4 protein-coding genes are annotated in these 2,683 nt (G+C 72.0%); all 4 read right to left on the reverse strand.

Annotated features, from left to right (window positions below; translation table 11 throughout):
- Positions 1-1,161, reverse strand: a 1,161-nt coding sequence (locus K0M70_RS12710) for a hypothetical protein (RefSeq protein WP_290782499.1), incomplete at its 3' end; no start/stop codon positions are given.
- A 2-nt stretch (positions 1,162-1,163) separates the two neighbouring features.
- On the reverse strand, positions 1,164-1,682 hold the full coding sequence (locus K0M70_RS12715) for a hypothetical protein (RefSeq protein WP_290782501.1): 519 nt from the start codon (positions 1,680-1,682) through the stop codon (positions 1,164-1,166).
- The gene (locus K0M70_RS12720; protein WP_290782503.1) at positions 1,679-2,305 is read right to left on the reverse strand and encodes a hypothetical protein; all 627 of its coding nucleotides are present in this window, start codon (positions 2,303-2,305) and stop codon (positions 1,679-1,681) included. Before K0M70_RS12720 ends, K0M70_RS12715 begins: the two co-directional genes overlap by 4 nt.
- The gene (locus tag K0M70_RS12725; RefSeq protein WP_290782505.1) at positions 2,305-2,532 is read right to left on the reverse strand and encodes a hypothetical protein; all 228 of its coding nucleotides are present in this window, start codon (positions 2,530-2,532) and stop codon (positions 2,305-2,307) included. The genes K0M70_RS12720 and K0M70_RS12725 overlap by 1 nt, the downstream gene beginning before the upstream one ends.
- Positions 2,533-2,683 lie beyond the last annotated feature (151 nt).

Consider the following 2,683-nt stretch of genomic DNA (forward strand, 5'->3'; position numbering starts at 1 on the left):
GCCGCCGGTGCCGCCGCCGGTTCCCACCAGCGCCTCCAGCACCGGCAGCAGCGTCTCCACCGTGGTGTGGCGGGCAGCATATAAATAGACGCCGCCGTCGCCGGCGCTTTCGTCGCTGGGCTGGTCCAGGCGCTCGGCCCATTCCGCCGCCGCGGCCAGGGCCTGGTCGGACTCGGCGAAAATGATCAGCGCATTGGCCGACACCACCGGGACGAAGGTGAGCACCCCGGCCGTGCCGGCGCCAGCCCGCACCGAATAACCCTGCGCCACCAGCACGTCGCGCAGCTCCTTGGCCAGCACGTCGGCGCCCAGGTACAGGGGGTTGATGCGCAGCGAGCGCTTGTCGCGCAGCGCCACGCGGTCAAGCATGGCCACCGCCTCCATGGCCGCCTGCACGGAGGCCGGCGAGCCGCTGATCAGCAGCGCGTTTACGTCCACCATTTCGGTCAGGGTGACGCCGGCGCCGGTGCCGAACAGGCCGCGCACCTGGGCGGCGATGCGGCCGGGCTCGCTGACGTCCAGGGGCATGGCGACGAACACCGGGCGCTGGCCGGCCGGCACTTCGGGCAGCGCGCGGGCCGTGATCAGACGCGGCGGGTCTCCGGCTTCACCCTCACCCGGCGCGAAGCGAAGCAGGCCGTTTTCTTCGGTGATCAGGATGCCGTAGCGCTGCAGCACTTCCTGGGCGATCACGTACAGCCGATGCGAAGGCTCGGGGTCGACCAGGCGCAGGCTGACCAATTCGGTGCGGGCGCGCACGGTCTGGTCGATCTCGATCGAAAAGCCCAGCTCGGTGCCGAAAACTTCATTGATGAAAGCGCTCAGCGTCACGCCGTCCAGGCTCAGGGAGATGGACTTGTTGTTGGGCATGCGCGGCAGGTTGTCGCGGTTCACCATGCGCACGGGCGCATTTTCCACGGTGGGGCCGGACTCGATGCGCGGGCGGCTGCGTTCGGCGTCAGCAGCCTCTTCCAATACGTCCTGGCCCACCGTTTCGGCCTTGGGCGCGCGCAGCGGGTCCGGGAAGCTTGGCGGGGTCACCGTGGCACAGGCGGCCAGCAGGCCGACCAGCAGGGCGGCCAGCGACTGCCGGACGGCAGCGCGGCGCGAACGGGCTGGGCGGTGCGCGGCGGCGCGGACGGTGGATTGGCTTTGGATCATATTCACTGGCCTTGCGAAGAAGTGGAGGCACGGCGGCGGCGCGGCGGCGGCGAATCACTCGGCGCCGTGGCGCGCGGGTCAGGGTCGATGAAGAGCTGTCTCTGGCGGGTCTGGCCCTTGGCGTCGGTCCAACCCACCCCGGTCGGGGAAATGCTGGTCACCTGCCCGCCGCTGGGAAGGCGGTCGCCCTGGCGCACCCGGAGCAGGGGCGCACCGGGGATGGCGAACAGGGCCACCAGCCCGTCGCGCGCCGCGAACACGCCCACCGGGAGGGTGGCGTTGTCATCCTGGTCGGAGGCGGCATCGGCTCCGGCCGCCACGGCGCCCCAGGGCGACCGGGTGCGCCAGAGTTCGGCCGCCGCAGCCAGGTCCGGCGCAGCGTCCACCGGCAGCGCCCAATCGACCGGCACGGTATCACGGGCCGCACCCGAACGAGGCCCGGCCCCCAGCAGCAGGTAGCCCAGCACGCCCACCGCGAAGGGGGCGGCGAAGCGCAGGGCAGTCCGCAGGGCCGGGCTCACTGGATTGCTCCGTCAGCAGCAGGTGCGTTGGGCGCCGGGGCGGCTCCGGCAGCGCCGGGCGCCGCGGGCTTGCGGTAATAAGCCCGCACGATGACGCCCAGCCGGGTATCCCGACCTTCGGTCACTTCCAGCCGTTCGGCCTGGATCCAGGGCAGTCCCGTGGACAGCGCACGCAGGAAGCCTTCCAGCCGACCCGGCGGCACCACGGCGTCAAGCCGGGCAATCACCTGCCACAGCTCGGCCTGGCCCGGCACGTCCAGGGTGGACTCGACCCGCACGCGCGGATCCTGCAGTCCGCCGCTGGCGGCCTGGCCGCTGAGCCAGGCCTGCAGTTCGGCCTGGGCCAGACCGGCGCTGCTGACCTGGGGCACCGTGTCGCGCGCAGCGGCGAGCGCCGCCTCGGCCTGGTCGGCGCGTTCGGGCCACGCCGACTCGCGGCTGGCTTCCGTCAGGCGATCAAGCAGCGCGGCCTCCCGCTCGTAGCCCTCGGCCAGCACCTTCTGCCGGTCAGACAGCATCAGCACCCCCTGCAGTCCCAGCACCAGCAGCACCACCAGCAGGCCAAGCCGGAATCGTCGGTTCTGCCGCCATTCCTGGCGGACCTGTTCCCACCGCGCAGCCATCACGGCGCCGGCTCCAACGCCGCGGCGGCCGCGGCCAGGCTGAAGTCGAGCAGCATGCCCTTGCCGTCCGTCGCCGGGCTGGCGACCACGGCCGACAGCGAGGGGTGGCCCTCGAAGGCGGAAACATATTTGCGTGGATCGAGCTCGCGCGACAGCACGCCCGCCTGCAGGCGCTCACCCTCGCGCTGCCAGCTGACCAGGCGGGCGTCGGCAGGGAGCGGCTGCATGACCTGGGCCATCATCGCGAAGTCGTTGGAGCCGCTCTGCAGCGACTGGTACTGCTGGAGCAGTTCGAGCGCGGAGTCGGCGCGTTAGCGCCCGTAAACCCGGGGGGTTGGCCACGCCCGCCACCGATAGACCCCCCACACCCCCCCCCCC

It is taken from the genome of Arenimonas sp. (assembly GCF_019459675.1).
In the GTDB taxonomy this organism is placed as follows: Bacteria; Pseudomonadota; Gammaproteobacteria; order Xanthomonadales; family Xanthomonadaceae; genus Arenimonas.